Annotated in this window: 9 protein-coding genes; 2 read left to right on the forward strand and 7 right to left on the reverse strand. The window is 43.0% G+C overall.

From position 1 onward, the window contains the following. Positions 1 to 13 precede the first annotated feature (13 nt). The 7 genes from IH598_02900 to IH598_02930 all read right to left on the reverse strand — a co-directional run bounded on the left by IH598_02900 (position 14) and on the right by IH598_02930 (position 14,108). Complete coding sequence (locus tag IH598_02900; GenBank protein MBE0637447.1) at positions 14 to 1,588, reverse strand: sugar porter family MFS transporter; 1,575 nt, start codon at positions 1,586 to 1,588, stop codon at positions 14 to 16. A 297-nt stretch (positions 1,589 to 1,885) separates the two neighbouring features. After that, complete coding sequence (locus tag IH598_02905) at positions 1,886 to 2,722, reverse strand: glycoside hydrolase family 16 protein (protein ID MBE0637448.1); 837 nt, start codon at positions 2,720 to 2,722, stop codon at positions 1,886 to 1,888. 658 nt (positions 2,723 to 3,380) lie between these two features. After that, a complete protein-coding gene (locus IH598_02910) occupies positions 3,381 to 4,316 on the reverse strand; it encodes a PKD domain-containing protein (GenBank protein ID MBE0637449.1) in 936 nt (311 codons plus the stop codon). An 11-nt stretch (positions 4,317 to 4,327) separates the two neighbouring features. Beyond that, positions 4,328 to 6,364, reverse strand: coding sequence for a hypothetical protein (locus IH598_02915; GenBank protein MBE0637450.1), 2,037 nt, complete (start codon positions 6,362 to 6,364; stop codon positions 4,328 to 4,330). 20 nt (positions 6,365 to 6,384) lie between these two features. After that, a complete protein-coding gene (locus IH598_02920; protein ID MBE0637451.1) occupies positions 6,385 to 7,869 on the reverse strand; it encodes a RagB/SusD family nutrient uptake outer membrane protein in 1,485 nt (494 codons plus the stop codon). Positions 7,870 to 7,879: 10 nt separating this feature from the next. Beyond that, on the reverse strand, positions 7,880 to 10,921 hold the full coding sequence (locus IH598_02925) for a TonB-dependent receptor (protein MBE0637452.1): 3,042 nt from the start codon (positions 10,919 to 10,921) through the stop codon (positions 7,880 to 7,882). Between the two features lie 301 nt (positions 10,922 to 11,222). After that, positions 11,223 to 14,108, reverse strand: a complete 2,886-nt coding sequence (locus IH598_02930; GenBank protein ID MBE0637453.1) for a hypothetical protein — start codon at positions 14,106 to 14,108, stop codon at positions 11,223 to 11,225. 567 nt (positions 14,109 to 14,675) lie between these two features. Here IH598_02930 and IH598_02935 point away from each other — a divergent pair. After that, positions 14,676 to 15,545 carry a hypothetical protein gene (locus IH598_02935; protein MBE0637454.1) on the forward strand — a complete coding sequence of 290 codons (870 nt, stop codon included), beginning with the start codon at positions 14,676 to 14,678 and terminating at the stop codon, positions 15,543 to 15,545. A gap of 2 nt (positions 15,546 to 15,547) precedes the next feature. Further along, positions 15,548 to 16,879 (forward strand): NAD(P)-binding domain-containing protein, encoded by a 1,332-nt coding sequence (locus IH598_02940; GenBank protein MBE0637455.1) that lies wholly within the window; start codon positions 15,548 to 15,550, stop codon positions 16,877 to 16,879. Position 16,880: the final 1 nt, after the last annotated feature.

Raw genomic sequence — 16,880 nt, forward strand, 5'->3', positions numbered from 1 at the left:
AAATTTCATGGCTCTATCTAATTTTCTTTTCCCTGATCAGAATACCTTCAAGTTCTTCAAGGGATTTATTTTTTGTTTCGGGAAGAATGATCGAAATAATTACCAGTCCAACTACGGCAAAAAGCCCGTAGATGAGGAAAGTGAAAGAATTACCCAGGGTGGCAAGCTCCCAGGGGAAAACCAATTGCACCAGGAAACTCACTCCCGAGTTGATAAACCCGACAAACGAAATGGCGAGGCCGCGGATATAATTTGGGAAGATTTCGGAGAATAAGACCCACATGACAGGTCCTAAAGATATGGCAAAGGAGGCCACAAAACCGATAATCCCCAGCAGAATCAACCAGGAGTTCATGCTGGTAGCGGCAGCTATCAGATCGGATTCAATTTTTTTTGCTTCAACAGTTCCAAACACCTGATCAATTTCGCGTTTGAACTCCACGTCGCTGGTGAAAGTTTTTCCCTTGAATGGCTCTATCTTGCCGAGGTCAATATGTGAGGGCAGGCTGCTAATGTCCTCATCTGTTAACGTATAGGTGGCATTGTAAAAACCCCACGAAAGGATCAACATGCTGATGGCAATTCCCGATAATCCGAAGATCAACAACACTTTCCGTCCAAACCGGTCAATGAAAAGGATGGCCAAAATGGTAAAAACAACATTTGTAAGTCCAACCAGTATGGCCTGGGAAAATGAAGCATCAGCACCGATCCCCGATTGTTCAAAGATCATTGGAGCATAAAAGAACACCGAATTGATGCCGGTTATTTGTTGCAATATTGCCACCACAATGCCAATCAGCACCACAATGCGCAGAGCAGGTTTGAATAGTTCAGATAATGGAACTTTTTTCTCCGGCGCAGCATTTACAAAGCTCGCCTTCACTGCTTCCATATCTTTGAGTGCCTGTTCCACGGTTGAAACTTTCTTCAATACTTGTAACGCTTCGGAGTCCCATCCTTTCATCATCAGCCAGCGCGGGCTGCGCGGAACAAAGAACAAAAACCCGAAATACAAAATTGCGGGCAACGTTTCAATCCCCAACATCCAACGCCATTGATGCAGGTCAATACCCATGTTATTGACCCAAGCCAAATCGGACTGACTCAGGCGAAGAATGATGTAGTTGGTGAAGAAAGCCACGGAGATGCCGAGAACAATATTGAGCTGATTGAACGAAACAAGCCTTCCCCGCAGGTTGGAAGGGGCTATTTCGGCAATGTACATCGGAGCAATTATGAGCGAAGCGCCAACACCAAAACCTCCAAGCATGCGGGCGAAGACCAGTGTGGTGAAATCCGGGGCGAAGGCTGAAGCAAGCGCTGACACGGCATAAAAAACGGCAGCCCATCGCAGGACATACCTCCGTCCGAAAGCATTGCTCAGCGGACCTGCTATCATCATCCCCAACGTTGAAGTAAGGGTAAGCGAACTCACAGCCCATCCCAGTTGCAGCTTGGTGAGGCTGAACTCCGGTTCGATAAACCTGACAACCCCGGAGATGACGGAAGCGTCAAAACCCATCAGAAAGCCGCCCAACGCAACGATGAGAGAAATCTTAACTGTATATTTTTGTTCTTTGCTCATCTTTGTTGTATCAACCTTGTGGACAAAAGCATGACACTGGAACTGACAATCCAACGTCCCTGCTTCATCTTGTTTTAGCTAATTAAGGAAAAGAAATTTGTTTCCGGTGTAAGCTGATGGCCGGAACAATAAAAAAATGAGGCAGCCTGGCAAAATATTAATTAAAACTATGGTAAAATAATTCATTAAAAAAAGAACCGGCTGCCTCATATGCTGTCAAATCGTTTATTGAAGTCCGGAGGATTTCAATCTATCCACTTTGAACAAACATAACTAAACACCAAAATACCTTATCACTTATTCCTGATAAACCCTGACCCAGTCAATCTGCATGGTTTGCGGGAATTCTGTACTGGCGTTGGGCGGACCAGGCCAGTTGCCACCAACGGCTAAATTCAGAATAATGAAAAAATTATTTTGAAATTCGCTCAGCCCTGCAGGTGTGATATCTGCGACATAATATTGAATATCATCCACATAGGCTCTTATTTCCTGATCATCCCATTCAACGGCAAATACATGGAAATTGTCAGCAAAAATACCGGAAGTCAAAGTGTATGACAGACCATATTGCGCATGCTCACCGTCATTGTCCCAGTGCAGGGTTGCATGGCAGGTATTGTCTCCATTTGTACCACCAACCATCTCCATGATGTCAATTTCGCCACATGCCGGCCAGCCCACCTGATCGAAGTTAGCGCCAAGCATCCAGAATGCCGGCCATAAGCCCTGACCATAGGGAAGTTTAATACGGGCTTCAATCTTGCCGTATTTTACATCAAATTTGCCCTGGGTCGTTATTCGTGCCGAGGTGTAGTCTCTTCCTCCAACCTGTTCTTCCCTGGCTGTAATGGTGAGGACACCGTTTTCCACATAGGCATTGCTTTCGGAATCGGTATAATATTGCAACTCTTCATTACCCCAGCCGGTGCCTCCGGTTTCTGTATTCCATTTTGCCGGATCAGGTTTGCCGGTGTAATTGAACTCTTCAGCCCAAATAAGATTTGGATTGTAGTTCGGGTCGTCCTCTGTAATGGTTACAGGTTGGGAATGGGAAAAGTCGGTATTGTTAAGTGTAACTACCAGTTGGATCGTATAATCCCCTGCGTAAGGGAAATAGGCGGTATGTTCCATCTCATTCTCCACCTCCTGGTCAAGGTATTTCCACACGAAGGAATCATAAGTACCAAGGGTGGTATTGGTAAGCAAAACATAGTTTGGATTGGCCGGGTCAATTTCAGCAGTGAAGTTTACCAGCAAGTCATCTTTTGTTATGCTCACAGTTTTTGTAACCGATTTTTGCGAACCATAATAATTGGTAAGCTGCAGCATCACATCATAATTGCCTGCAAGTGAAAAGTAAACCTCCGGCGATTGTTTCTTGTCTGTAAGGGTGTCAACAGTTCCGTTATCATAATTCCAAACCAGCCAGTAATACTCGCCTGATGAATTGTTGATAAACCTGACATGATTATCGTCGATGTATTCAAAGCTAAAATCGGCATTGAAATCCGGTTCATCATTCTTATCACAACTGTTGATGCCAAGGATCATGAATAAAGCTAAAACCGGAAATAAGTACCAGCGTAGGCTTTTGCGAAAAATTTTAGTTATCTGTCTCATACTGAATGTCTTTATTTTTAAATTGATAAAGAGTGGCCTCTTCATAGTCTGAGTGTAAGTTGGTTGCAAACAGGATAATTTTTTATCCTGCCTGCAACGCTTACTTATTACTTAACTAACCTTATGAAATATGAGAAAGCCACTACAATAAAGTTTTTAATTGTTCTGATTATTCGGGTTTAACACTGGTGAAAGTGTGATACCAGGCGTAAGTATCATCTTCTTTAATCCTCACCCTGAGGATATTATCGGTCACTTCGATGATGTCATATTCGCTTGCGCCCACCCACCAGCACATAAATCCTTCATTGGAAAAAGTCATGGTAGTACCACGGTATTGCCCGACAACTGAGGCATTGGAAGAAGACGGGGAAAGTGAGATATTTTTCACACCGTAAAGTGGATAAGCCACTGTTTCGTCGTGACACACATCACCCTCAACGCCGATTTTTCCGGCATAAGTTCCAGGAATGAAGGCCGGGCCGATTGTTTGCTCGAAGGTCATCCCTGTTGCTGTTTTGGTAAAAACGAATTCTGCATCGTACATGCAGGCTTTGGCTGGATCGTTGGCCGAGATGCTCCACCAGGCTGCCCAGGTGAATTCGGCATTACCATAATCTTCAGCTGTTGGTCCTAAGCCGGTAAATCCGGGTTGATCATAAGCCCAATACCAGGTTTTGGAGCTGCCTCCTGTGAGATACTGAACTGCTTCGGCATCCTCGAAAGTACTTAATACCTCAAGTTGTGTAGATTTTACAGAGGTAATTCCGCCGGTTCCGACAGCATGAACAGTCACATTGTAAGCAACTACTCCGGTGATGGAAAAACGCTTTGTAACTTTACCGCTTGCCGAGATCATAGGGCTTGAGCCATCCCCAAAATCAAAAGTATAGGTGATGGCGTTTAAAGCTGTAGCTGTGAAATTGACCAGTCCGCTTCCGTCTCCATTTGGGTTTTCGGCATCGGCTCCCACGATTTCAAAGCTTAAGGTCACATTGGTTGGTGCAACCAATTCTCCCAGGTCATATTCATCTTTTTGGCATGAATTGGAAATGAATAACATGCCAATGATTGTAATAAATGCAATGAGGTTATGCTTTTTCATGTTTATCATTATTAATTGGTTAGCGTTAAATCGTCAATGTAATAAGTAGTATCATCACCCAGGTTACCAAAATCAAAGAAGATAACCACGCGGTCGTAATAAAAATCGGGTGCTGCACTGAAATTGAAAATGAGCTCTTCCCAGGTATCCGAGACAGTCGTTGTCATATCAACTTCGAATGCTTCATTACCATTAGCTGAATTTTCGAGTTTCAGTTTGACAATAATTCCTGTTTTTGGCGACCAGGTTTTTACTTTAATAGAGGTGTAAGTGTCAAGATCAAGATTGTAACTTAGATCGAAGAAACTGCCGGCCCATGTTTCAGCGCCCTGTGGCTTGTTAAATTCAGCTACATGGCCTGATGTATTGATCCCGGTAGGATCAGGATTTTCGGTGACAAATGCGTAACCATTACCGAAGTCGGTAAAAGTGATGGGTTCGCCTTCAAAATCTGCAAAAACCACTCCTGCACCCGGGCCTCCACCTTCACCTTTCAGCTCAATTTCGTCAAAGTAATACTCGTTGCCATTACCCGGATTTCCGAAATCGAAGAAAATCACGATGCGGATATAATCAGCTGCAGGTGCACCGGAGAAGTCATACTCGAGTTCTTCCCAGGCATTGGCAGTTGTGTTGGTTACATCCACCTCATGGGTGACGCTTGCATCCTGGTTTTCAATCTTTAATTTGACAACAATTCCACTCACCGGCGACCACGTAGCAACTTTCATTGTTTTGTAGTTTTCGAGATCGAGTACCTGGGTATGTTCAAAGAACGCCCCGGCCCATGTTTCAGCACCGGATGTTTTTGTAAGTTTGGCTACAGTAGCTGTAGTGTTTAAACCTGAGGGATCAGGATTTGCAAGTATTTCGATGTCGGCAATATTTCCGAAAGCTATGAATGCCGGGGGTTCGCCTTCAAAATTCTGAATAGGGAGTGTGGAAGGTGCACTTCCGGCGACAAGTTTCACATCATCGAAATAATAAGTGGCATCATCGCCAACATTACCAAAATCGAAGAAAAACACAATCTTTTGGTAGGTTTGGCTCACATCAATGGCAGAGAAATCGTATTCCAGCTCTTCCCATGAATTGCTTGTACTTGTCGTTGCATCTGCTTCAAATGCAATCTCACCACTATCCAGGTTTTCTACCTTAAGTTTAACAACCGCCCCTGATTTCGGCGACCAGACTTTAAGTTTGAAGAGTTTATTCGTCGAAAAGTCTATCGGGGTTTCAAGAATCAGGAGGCTGCCGGCCCAAATCTCTGCACCTGCACCTTTCACTGCTTTTGCAACCCGCGCGCTGGTGTTGATACCACTTTGATCCGGATTGTCAATTACTGTTGCGGTATTTCCGCCAAAGTCGAGAAAAGCATAGTTTACAGTAAAAGATTCAAAGTTGATTGGAAGATTAACCGGGTCGGATGCCGCTGAAATGGTGATCATTTCAGTGTATTCTGTGGTTGCTGCTCCTCCGCTCCTGGCAACAACCTTAATTTCGTAATCACCTGGTTCTTCGTAAAAGTTTGAGGCAACCTCTCCCGGTAATACGGTGACCGGAATTTCGTCAATCGTATCGCCAAAAAAAATGTCCATCACCGCAGCATAATCGGCAATGGCTGACACATTGATGATCCTTGGATTTACTGCGTCAGCCTGGATGGTAACAACCAGGTTTTCTGGCGCCTTGAACGAAACGGTTAGGTCCTCCTGGTAGGTATTTGTCAGGCCGGTAAGACCAACTCCCGTGATTTCAACTTTGAAAACCCCCTCGGCGTAGGTATGGGTAATTTTGTCATTCACGGTGTATTCTGCTGGTACTTCATTTTCAACGTCGCCGAATTTAATTTTATACCCGGTAACACCTTCGGCCTGCGGCATGATTGAAACCAAACCTGAATTATCCTGTGCTATATCGTAGGTTACAGCATTGATTTTCGGTGCAGTTACATTGTTTACTTTGTCAAGGTTGTCAATTTCCTTTTCACAGGCTAAGCCGGCGAACAGGATTACAACAATCAGGAATATATTTTTCATCTTATTCATATACATCTATTGTTTATTGATTAGTAACCAGAATTTTGCATCCAGTTTCCATTTGAAAAATTTATCTCTTCGATGGGAACGGGAAACAATTCATGTTTTCCGGTTATGAACCCATCAATCTCGCTGGCAGCCTGGCCAGTGCGCACGAGGTCGAAGAAACGATGACCTTCGCCCATCAGTTCCACATAGCGTTCATGCCAGATGGCATCAGTGAGTGCAGCACCGGTTAAGGTGACGTCATGATTATTGTCGCCAAATGCCCTTCGGCGAACCAAATTCAGATAATCCTGCGCCCTTGTGTCATCAATACCGCCACGGTTGAGTGCTTCGGCAGCCATAAGTAAAACATCGGCATAGCGGATAGCCCTGTAGTTATTGGGGTTGGTCAGATTAAGGTCGTTTTGTGCCTCGGGTCTTCTTTTACGGGGAAGATATTTACGGTTGAAATACCCGGTATGCTCGTTGCCGGTAGTGTAGGCAGCACCCATAGTATCAGCCCAGGCCTGTATGTCGAGAATAGTGACCCCGACGCGAAGGTCTCCCGGTTCGAAAGCATCAACTGCCTTTTGAACTGGCACATTGAAACTGAACCCGGGCGAAAATAGTGGTCCGTCGTAACCGCGAACGCCGCTAAAGCCCACAGCTATGTTCCCCTCACTGCATTGGAGGCAACCGAATCCGGCGCCTTCAACATCAGTATATTGAACTTCGAAAACCGATTCGGGACCGTTTTCTCCCTCCATTTCCCACATATCATTATAGTTAGTCGCTAGTGAATAATTTCCATCCATTATCACCTGTTCGAGCACATTTGCAGCTTCGGTAAATTCGTCCTGGTAGAGATAAACCTTGCCAAGCAACGATTGTGCTGCTCCTTTGGAAACCTGGCCAATTGTTGTCGGATTGGCTGTCAGAACTTCCGAGGCATAGATCAGATCAGCTTCTATCTGAGCATAAACATCTGCAACAGGTGAACGCGGAATTGAGGTTTCATCACCCAGTTGAAACCGCTTATCAATTTTCAGTGGAACTGGTCCAAACCATTTTACCAGTTCAAAATAGTAATAAGCTCTCAGAAACCGGACCTCGCCGATCATATGCTCTTTGCCGTCAAAATCGATTTTATCTTTAAACTCCATGAAATAATTCGCACGCTGCACACCGGCAAACATCCAGTTCCAGATATCCTTGAGGTTACTGTTGGTAGATGTGTGGATCATATCGTCAACCTGCTGCCATCCAATGACATCGGTTGGGCTTTCCCCACCGCAAAGGGTATTGTCGGATGCAATTTCGCCAAGTATTGCATTGGCATAGGTGGTTTGCAGCAGGTCGTAAGTAGCTACCAGCGCCATATAATAGTCGTCTGGCGAGTTAAAATAGTTTTCCGAATCAATGGAATACTCCGGGGATACTTTTACAAAATCATCAGAACATGAAATGAAAAATGCAGTGATGGTAAAAAGCCCCGTTAAAACTGTTTTGTTAAATATATTCTTTGTCATGGCTTTCGAATTATATGTTAATGTTAAATCCAAAAAGGTAAGTCCGGGCTGCAGGATAGAAACCATCATCGAAGCCTGAACCAATGGGAGCTCCACTTGAAGCTGCAGGATCAAATCCCTGGTACTTTGTGAGTGTAAACAAGTTGTTGATGGCAAAATAGAAGCGAACCTCCTGTATGCCAATTTTCATGCTTGTCATTTCAGGGATACGGTAACCAAGCACCATTCTTTGAAGTCTTACATAGGATCCGTCTTCGACATAAAAATCGGAGAAGATATTATTGGCAGTGGCGGCGGTGGTTACCCTGGGCACGTCGTTGCTTGTTCCTTCACCTGTCCACCTGTCCATGATATAGCTCATGCGGTTAACATTCGGCTGTGTACGTTCGTAATTTCTTACAATGTCGTTACCAATGCTTGCAAAGGCATAAGCAGTAAAGTCGAAATTTTTATATTTCAAAGTCAGGTTCAAACCCATCAGGGATGCAGGTATGGGGCTTCCAATATTGGTTCTGTCGTCTGAATTGATGATTTCATCACCATTGGTATCAACATACCTGATATCACCGGGTTGAGCTTCGGCGCCTAGAGCGATTTGAGAGGGATGAGCATCCACTTCAGCCTGAGACTGGAAAACACCGTCCGTTTGATATCCATAAAAATATCCTATAGGAAGGCCAACTTCCATCCGTGCCGGCAGCGGTTGACCGACACCAAAGCTTCCTCCTTCGACGAAACCCGTTCCATTATTTACTTCCAGTACTTCATTATTAAGTAAGGTCAGGTTGTAATTTACCTGGTAACTAAAATCTTTTCCAACCATACCACGGTAACCGGTGGAAAATTCAAAGCCACTGTTACGCACAGTTCCAGCATTGGATGTAGGAGCTGCAGCACCGGGAGCTGAGGTACCGAAAATACCGGATACCGGGATATTACTGATCAGCAGGTTTTCTGTGGTTTTAACAAAATAGTCGGCCATAAACTCGAGCCTGTCATTCAGGAAATGCAAATCAAAACCAAGGTCAAACTGTTCCGATTGTTCCCATTTGATGCTGGGGTTAGCCAGTGGACCAATAGCCCTGCCATTCACAAGTTGGTTATCCAATACATAGGTGCCCTCGCCATTTAAGGTTGAAATGAACCGGTAATCACCAATTTTATCTGAGCCCAGTATACCGTAGCTCAATCTGAATTTCAGCAGGTTTATGTCTTTGTATTTGTCCATGAATGATTCATCCGAGATGATCCATCCGAGGGTTGCTGAAGGGAAATAGGCCACGGTATTGTCCGGGCCGAATTTGGTAGAGGCATCACGTCTTAGCATCACCGATGCCAGGTATTTGCCCATGTAATCGTATTGACCACGGGCAAAATAAGAGAGCCTGCGCTGGTCATAGGTGTAAGAACCCGTTGTTTTCGAATCTACCAGTCCGTTAGCGAGGCTGATATCGGCAAAGTCCCATGAATTATTGGGAACATCCCAGCCTGTTGCATTCAGATTGTCTCCATAGGTTTTAAATATTGTTGTACCAATAGTACCAGTGATATGGTGAACATCTTCCAAAGTATTATCATAGGTGACAAAAGCATCGAATGTGTAATCATTGAAATTGTCACGGCTTTGATAAACACTGCTGCGGGTTACGTCAAATACTTTTCCGCCATAATCCACTTGCTTGGAGAATGATTTGTACTTGGCCGTAGTCGAATTGAACCCGATACGGGTTGTAGCTGTAAAATGTTGAGCAAAACTTGCATCGAGGCCAACATTCCCGTTCCATTTGTTCAGATTGTAATCGTTGAAAGTGTTGGCAACCTGCTGTAACGGATTGATAATTTCGATTCCGAGGTTTGACGGCGCCGGATTAAAATCCCCGCCCGGTTTGTAAATGGGCACGGTTGATGGCATATTCACAGCATTGAACAGCACCGATCCTAATCCAAAATCATTAAATGAACTACGGTTAATATAGGTGTAGGTTAATGTGGTATTTACCTTAAGCCAATCAGTAAGGTCTGCCCCCATTGCCATACGGGCGGTGTTTCTGGCAAATCCTGACTTGTCTCCTCCAATGATACCTTCCTGACGCAAATCTGATGCACTGATGGAGTAATTCATACTGCTTGAACCGCCATAAACCCTGATGTTATTGTCAAGGATAGGCGCAGATTCAAACAGTTCACTTTGCCAATTGGTACCTTCACCCAGGCCTGAAATATCAGGGTATGGCATCGCCTGACCATTAGCTACATAACTTTCATTTAAAATCACAGCGTACTCGGTCGCATTAAGCAAAGGGAGCATGCGGGTGGTTTCCTGGATTCCAAACGAACTGTTGATATCCACTTTGGTGGGCATATCTCTTTTACCGTTTTTTGTGGTGACAAGGATAATTCCATTGGCGCCAACGGTTCCATAAATGGCAGCCTGGGCATCTTTGAGTACTGTAATAGTCTCGATGTCGTTAGGGTTGAGCGTATTCAGGTCTCCCTGGTATCCGTCGATGATCACTACCGGTGATGCATCGCCGTTAGTGGAAATACCCCTGATCCTGATATCCAGACCTGCGCCCGGAGCCCCGGATTGCGGAGTAACGTTCACACCTGTTACTGTTCCTTGCAAGGCTTCTTCAACTTTTACAGGTTTCAGCCTGTCAATAGTACTTGATCCCACAGTAGATACAGCACCGGTTAAATCCTTTTTCTTTACGGTACCATAGCCAATCACCACCAACTCATCCAAACCCGTGGACTCAAACTCCATGGATACATTGATAATCAGCTGGCCGCTGTACACAACTTCCATGGTTTTCATCCCAACAAAGGAAAAGACAATTGTCGATTCAGCCGGTACATCATTTAACGTAAATGCTCCGTCTATGTCCGTAGTGGTTCCGGTAAACGTACCTTTAACAAGTACGGTCACCCCGGGGATAGGCAAGCCATCATCAGCAGAGGTCACAACACCCGTTAGGCTGCGTTGTTGAGCGCTGAGGGATGTCACAATGATCAGTAAGATGATCATTAAACTTGTAAATTGTTTACTCATAAGGCATCATTTGATTTTTAATAAGTTTATGTTCCGAAATCTGAGCACAAAGTTAATATACATATTTTAGTGATAAAAATTTTTGACATTCTCAAAAACTCAACAGAACAAACAATAACCTACATCAACACTACATCAATTAGGATTTAAATCGTTGAATTATAAATTGATATAAAATTAAAAACAACAGTTTTTGCCTGCGACTTTTACCATTAGTCAAGACCTGTTTTTTTACCCAAATGTCAGGGATGAAATCGTGGGTTATGTTTTACCAATTGTAATCATAGATCAACTGACATCATTAATAATTCAGAATAAAATCCGTCAGGTTCGTATCATGATCGAGTTGCAGTTTTTTACGGAGACGGTAACGGCTGATTTCAACTCCCCTCAACGATATATTCATCAAAGTGGCAATTTCTTTGCTCGAAATATTGAGCCTGAGGTAGGCGCATAGTTTTAATTCCCGTGGCGAGAGGTCAGGATAGTTTTTCCTGAGCCGTTTGAGAAACTCTTCATGGACATTTTCAAAATGACTTTCAAAAACTTCCCATTGTTTTTCTGAATCAATGCTGCGGTTGATCTTTTTATTGATGCCGTGAATCTGATTCACCGCAGGGTGTTTGCCCAACTCTCTCATCAGTTTACGGAGATCATTTTTAATGGCTGTCAGTGATTTGCTTTTCTGAATGATCTGCATGGTAGTATTGGCCAGCTCTTTATCTTTTTGGATCTTCTCCGATTGAAGTTTCTCGTTGCGCAACTTTATCACCTCCTGCTCGGCCAGCAGCGAATCGATCTGCAACTGTTTTTCACGCTCAATAAAGAGTTGTCTCTGCTCTTCTTCAGCAGCTTTTCGTGCCCTCTCAATTCTGTAGCGCATGTATTTTCCAAAAAGCAGGATCAGCAGAATCAGCAAAATCACATAAAAAGCATAAGCATATTTGCTTAAATACCAAGGAGGAAGGATAGTGAAGGTCAGTGTGGCCGTTTCGCTTTCAACGCCAAAAATGTTGATGGCTTTAACTTTAAATACGTAATCCCCATGACTCAGATTGGTGAACTGCCGCAATGATCCGTTTTTCCAATCCAACCAGTCTTCTTCAAAACCTTCAAGTTGTGTCAAAAACCTCAGATGATCGGGGTTTTCAAAATCATTGGCTGAAAATTCAAATTGAAGATGATTGTATCTAAAAGGTAAGGTTGCTGTAAAATGATTCCCTGAAGGAGTTCCTTTATAAATCAGCGAATCAATCCCAGAAAGAATCTGCATACTTCTGATAAATGCTTTGAAAGGTTGCTGGTAATCCTTGCTGTAATTCGGGGTGTAATGGGCAAATCCCGACTGTGTGCTTATAAAAACATTTTTTTCGTCGTGGGGGTAAACAAACTGAAACCATTTAATAAACTTACCTTTGAGTTCCCTGAAAGGGATTTCGACCTCGGCAAAATTCCCGTCTTCCTTTTTCCTGTAAACGCCTACTTCATCCAGAGTAAAATACCAGATATTTCCTTGCGTGTCTTCTTTCAGGATATTTATGTCACTTCGCGATAAACGATTTGAAAGGCGTTCATCCAAAACAAAACTGTCGGTTTCGGGCGAATACCTGTAAATACCCTTGCCTGTTGTAAAAACGGGTTTACTGCCGATATCGAAAACACTAATATCTTTATCAGAGGGGAAGCCATTCCGTCTGTTGAAAAAATCAACACGGACAATACTATCATAGGCTTCGTTAAAATGTGCACGAAAAACACCCTTGTAACCATGGCTAATCCAAATGCTTTGCGAATCGGCATTGGCAAGAAACTTTGATGATTCCTTAAATCCTTTTATCTGGGTTCCTTTTGACCATTTTCCATTCTTCCGTTCAAACTTGACCAGAAAAGTGTAGGTCCCGCAAATCACAATATCCTTCTGCCCTGTGGGCTGAATAAAAGACCATCCTCCCTGGATGTTGGAGACCATCTCAGCCCGGGTCTCATTGATCACAAAAATGCCAGAATTGTGCCCGCAAAATAACGTTCCATCAATAACCTCCAATGCCCAAACTTGTCCCTGAGTTCCCGGCACCAGGTTAAACTTTTGATCTGTACCGCCCCTGATAAGGGACTTCCAGTCATGGTAAAAAACACCCCGGTTTGTTCCGAAATAGATTCGCCCCTGATGCATTACCGCCGTATACCCTGAACTCAGATTGTTATAGGTGGAAAAGAAGGTTAATGGCGAATTGATCTCGACATAATCAATCCCATTGTCCAGTCCCAGCCAGAGATTTGAAAACTGGTCAACTTGTAAACTCAACACTGTATTGTTCTGCAGCCCTTTATTGATGTTGATGTGCTGCAACAAGTTGCCCGCTGTATCACAAATTACAACGCCGTTCTGAATAGTTCCAAACGCCCATGTGGCGCCGTCAAGCGGTAAGGCACAAAACACCTGGAATTGTTTGAGCCGCTCTGAAACTGGAGTGGCCCATTCTGTAATGCTGTTATTGTCCCACATAAAAATGCCTTCATCTGCAGTAGCGATCAAAATTGATTTACCTTTTGGAAGCATGGCCCAAATAAGTTTCCCGGCCAGTTTCCCGGCGCCATTCAATTGTACCAGTTGATCATCTTTAAGTAAAAATAGTCCCTGCATCTGATCATTGATGAATAACTGATCGTTTACCATAAAGGAAAAATGAAACATGCCGGGCGCTTCGATCACTTTCAGGGTATCATTGCGGTAGATCATTAGTTGGGTGAAAGTTTGAAATACTATCCCACCTGCTGCCTCGTGTATCTTCCAAATATCGCCGAAATCTCTGAGGTTTTCCGGGATTAACTGATAAAGTGAATGGAATACCAAATCGCCGGTTGAATCAGCTTCAAAAAATCCTAACTCATTGTATCCACCGGCATAAATTCGACCATCTCCTGTGGCTTTTATACTGCGCACAACTGTGCGTAAGGGCAACGGATACTTACGCCATTTCAACCCGTCAAACTCAAGCACCCCGTCATTGTTGGCAAAATAAGCAAGGCCCGACGAGCCGATATCTATCATCCAGTTCTGGGTTCCCGCTTGTACGATGGAGTGATCATAATTCCTTACTGGCGGTGTTCCAATGATTTTTACCTCGGCAAGCAGAAATAAATCTGCGAACACGAATTGTAAAAGAAAGATGCTGATTATTTTCAACCTACCAGTCATTTTACTATCCCGCTGTAAATATTTTTTAAAAATCCATTGGCAAAAATAATCAAAGATAGTTTTGATGAGATGGTTTTGTGGAATAACATGAGCACAACTTAATTTTTACAAGCAATGACCAAACGCTAAAAGGACTGGTTTTGTAAAAGTATCAAATTGAAACGGTGATGATCAGTTGAATAAGGTTCTGTTTTTCCGGGAAATATCCATGTAGTTTAATTTTTCAGTGAAAGAATGGAGAGTTTTTCAAAAATGTTAATTTTGTTCCTGTTTAAAATATGTGTCAGCAAGAAAACGCCTGTTTTGAATATCACATTTTAAGAGTTTTCTTGCGTGCACCATTAAGTAAGAGGAAAATATTAATATCAAAACTGGACTGATTTGAAGTATGTTGTTGCATTTTTGGAGGTGGGAATTGCTGTTAATAAATTCAATATTAAACTTTCGCACGCATTATTTCCTTTCTTGCCTCTTTTGACAATCACATCATTTTATCATCATAGTTTACTTTAGTTTAGGAATCAATTTCTCATGAACACTTAACTAAAACTGATTTTGACAAAAAATGGGCACATAGCGTTCATTTTCATCCTTTCTATCATTGTCCTCGGATCAATGATCATGCTGTATTTTTTAGGATCGTCATATTATCAGGTCCCACTTGAAGAAAGATATTTTCACCCGGATCACCAAAATTTAAAATCCAGCGGGATTATTGGTCATGGTTTGGGTATTTTGGGTTCATTATTCATGATTTTTGGAGTGGTTTCTTACATGGCCCGAAAAAGGTATCGCTTTTTATCACGGATGGGATTTCTCAAGCACTGGCTTGAGTTTCACATCTTCCTTTGTACGCTTGGTCCTTTATTAATCCTAAGCCATACTACATTTAAGTTCGGCGGTATTGTAGCTATTAGTTTCTGGAGTATGGTAGCAGTTTTTCTAAGTGGCATTGTCGGAAGGTTTATCTACATTCAAATCCCCCGAAGTATTGAGGGCAGGGAGTTAAGTCTGAATGAAATTCGCACGATGAAGAAGAATATTGACAACATAATAAGGGAAAATTACAATCTGGATGATAATAGCATCGCTGGTATCGAAAATTTGATTTCAAAAACCAATCGGGATGCGACAAAAGCCGGGGGATTTATTTTCAGTAGTAATTTTGTAGCTGATGTAAAGCAAATAAGGAAGTTAAAGGTCTTACTGAAACGGGATGACCTTGCAAAAGGAGATATGAGGAAAATTCTCAGGTTGGTTAAGGATGAGATGGCAATAAACCGCAGAATTGAAAGGCTCAATATGATGCAGAACCTTTTCCGGTACTGGCATGTAGCCCATCTGCCATTTGCCCTTGTTATGCTGATTATTATGGTTATTCATATTATTGTCACTGTCACATTTGGTTACCACTGGATATTTTAACGATGGAAGTAATTATTGAAGAGATTCTGACCTACGCGCTTGTTATTACATTATGCCTGTTCGTGGTGTTTATTTACCTGCGGAGGCAGAAGAGTATTTCAAGAAAAACTGAAGAGAAAATCAAACTGGCAAAGGAGGAAGGGCTTTTTGAACCCATTTCGTTGCATCCGGTAGTTGATCCGGGCAGTTGCATAAAAACCGGTGCATGCATTGCAGCGTGTCCTGAAAAAGATATTCTGGGCATTGTTAACGGGAAAGCAACAACCATTAATGCATCGCGCTGTGTAGGTCATGGGGCATGCTTTCATGCCTGTCCCACCGAAGCCATAACTTTGTGTATTGGCACCGAAAAACGTGGCGTTGACCTACCTCACGTAAACGAAAATTTCGAGACCAATATACCTGGTATATTCATTGCCGGTGAACTTGGAGGCATGGGATTAATCAAAAATGCTGTGGAGCAGGGGAGGCAGGCAGTGGAGAATATTGTAAAAAAAATCAAAGAAAAACACGGCGCCGATTATGATCTGATTATTGTTGGCGCTGGTCCGGCAGGAATATCGGCTTCACTGACCGCTAAAAAGCACAACCTTAATTTCATTACTTTAGAGCAGGATTCACTGGGAGGAACGGTTTTTACTTTTCCCCGTTCAAAAATTGTCATGACTTCTCCCATGAATTTGCCCCTGCACGGCAAAGTCAAACTATATGAAACAAGTAAACCCCAATTGCTTGAACTTTGGTTGGAGGTGTTGAAAAAAAACGGGATCACTATCCGCGAACATCAAAAAGTCGATGCAATCATCCCGGTTAATCATCACTTTCAATTAAAGACCCTTGATGGGACAACTTACACATCAAAATGTGTACTGCTGGCTATCGGGCGTCGCGGGACACCACGAAAACTAAACATACCGGGAGAACAGTCAATAAAGGTCGCCTACAGGCTGCTTGAACCAGAAATCATTACAGGGAAAAATATTCTGGTTGTGGGGGGTGGTGATTCTGCCATCGAATCTGCACTTTTGCTTGCCAATCAGAACAATGTTCTACTCTCTTATCGGGGTGAAACATTTAGCAGGATTAAGGCTAAAAATAAAATCAAAATTGAAGAAGCGATTGGGTTGGGGAAAATAGATATAAAATTTAGTTCAACCGTTTCAGCGATTGAGGAGGCCACAATCACACTCAAAGTTGAAGAAAATGGAGAATCGCTGAAAATTAAAAACGACCTGGTTTTTATCTTTGCGGGCGGTGAATTGCCCACTGAGTTTTTAAAAAAAGCCGGCATCGAAATAACAAGTAAATATGGGGAAAGCATTTTAAAGCATTGAT

The organism is Bacteroidales bacterium, from assembly GCA_014860585.1.
Lineage (GTDB): Bacteria > Bacteroidota > Bacteroidia > Bacteroidales > 4484-276 > RZYY01.